1 protein-coding gene is annotated in these 716 nt (G+C 39.4%); it reads left to right on the top strand.

Going from position 1 to position 716, the window contains the following annotated elements:
- A partial coding sequence (locus BO222_RS11615; RefSeq protein WP_075817320.1) for a transposase occupies positions 1–255 on the top strand: 255 nt, incomplete at its 5' end.
- Positions 256–716: the final 461 nt, after the last annotated feature.

Raw genomic sequence — 716 nt, 5'->3', positions numbered from 1 at the left:
CGGGAGAACATGTCTTCAGATGCAGGACATGAGATTATGGTCAGCCGGAGCATTCAGGCGGAAGGAACCTTCGGAGATCTTAAAGAAAACTACAGATACAGCCGATTGAGACGCCGGGGACTGGAAAACGTAAAATTTGAGGTGCTTATTGTGGCCATGGGACACAATATCAGAAAATTAAACAACAGAAATCGGATGAGTTGCCCAGAACTCGAACGTTATGGAAAATTAAAGGAGCAGAAAAGCGAAATCTGAAAAAGATTATAAACAGTCTTTTTGAGTTTTGGCTCTTTTCAGTGCGTTCAAAAATTGACTTGAGTGGAAAAACACATCATAAAACAGGATTGAATCAGATAAAAAGCATAGAAAAAGGGGCTGTAAATCTCGCTGATGAAAAATCAGTCGAAATTTAACAGCCCCTTTTTTCATTTTGGGAAAATCTGCAATGTCATTAAGTTAAGCAGATAGAAGCGCGAATTGCTCCGCACTTCATAGTGGTGTTCAGAATCTACCAGAAATTTTTATCTGGAATCAGCCATTTTTCGGCTTCAAGCCTCACGAATACGATAAAAACTGAGTGATTTTCCGAACTTTATCGCCTCTTTTTCAAAATTAAGGCATACTGAAAACAGCGATAATGTTCTGTTATCGCTTCGGGATTATTTCTAATCTTGGAAACAGGCTATTTCCAGTGCGAGGTTGAAGCGCTTGAACTT

This window comes from Ileibacterium valens (assembly GCF_001945525.1).
GTDB lineage: Bacteria > Bacillota_I > Bacilli_A > Erysipelotrichales > Erysipelotrichaceae > Ileibacterium > Ileibacterium valens.
This window is presented reverse-complemented; position numbering and strand designations above follow the sequence as displayed.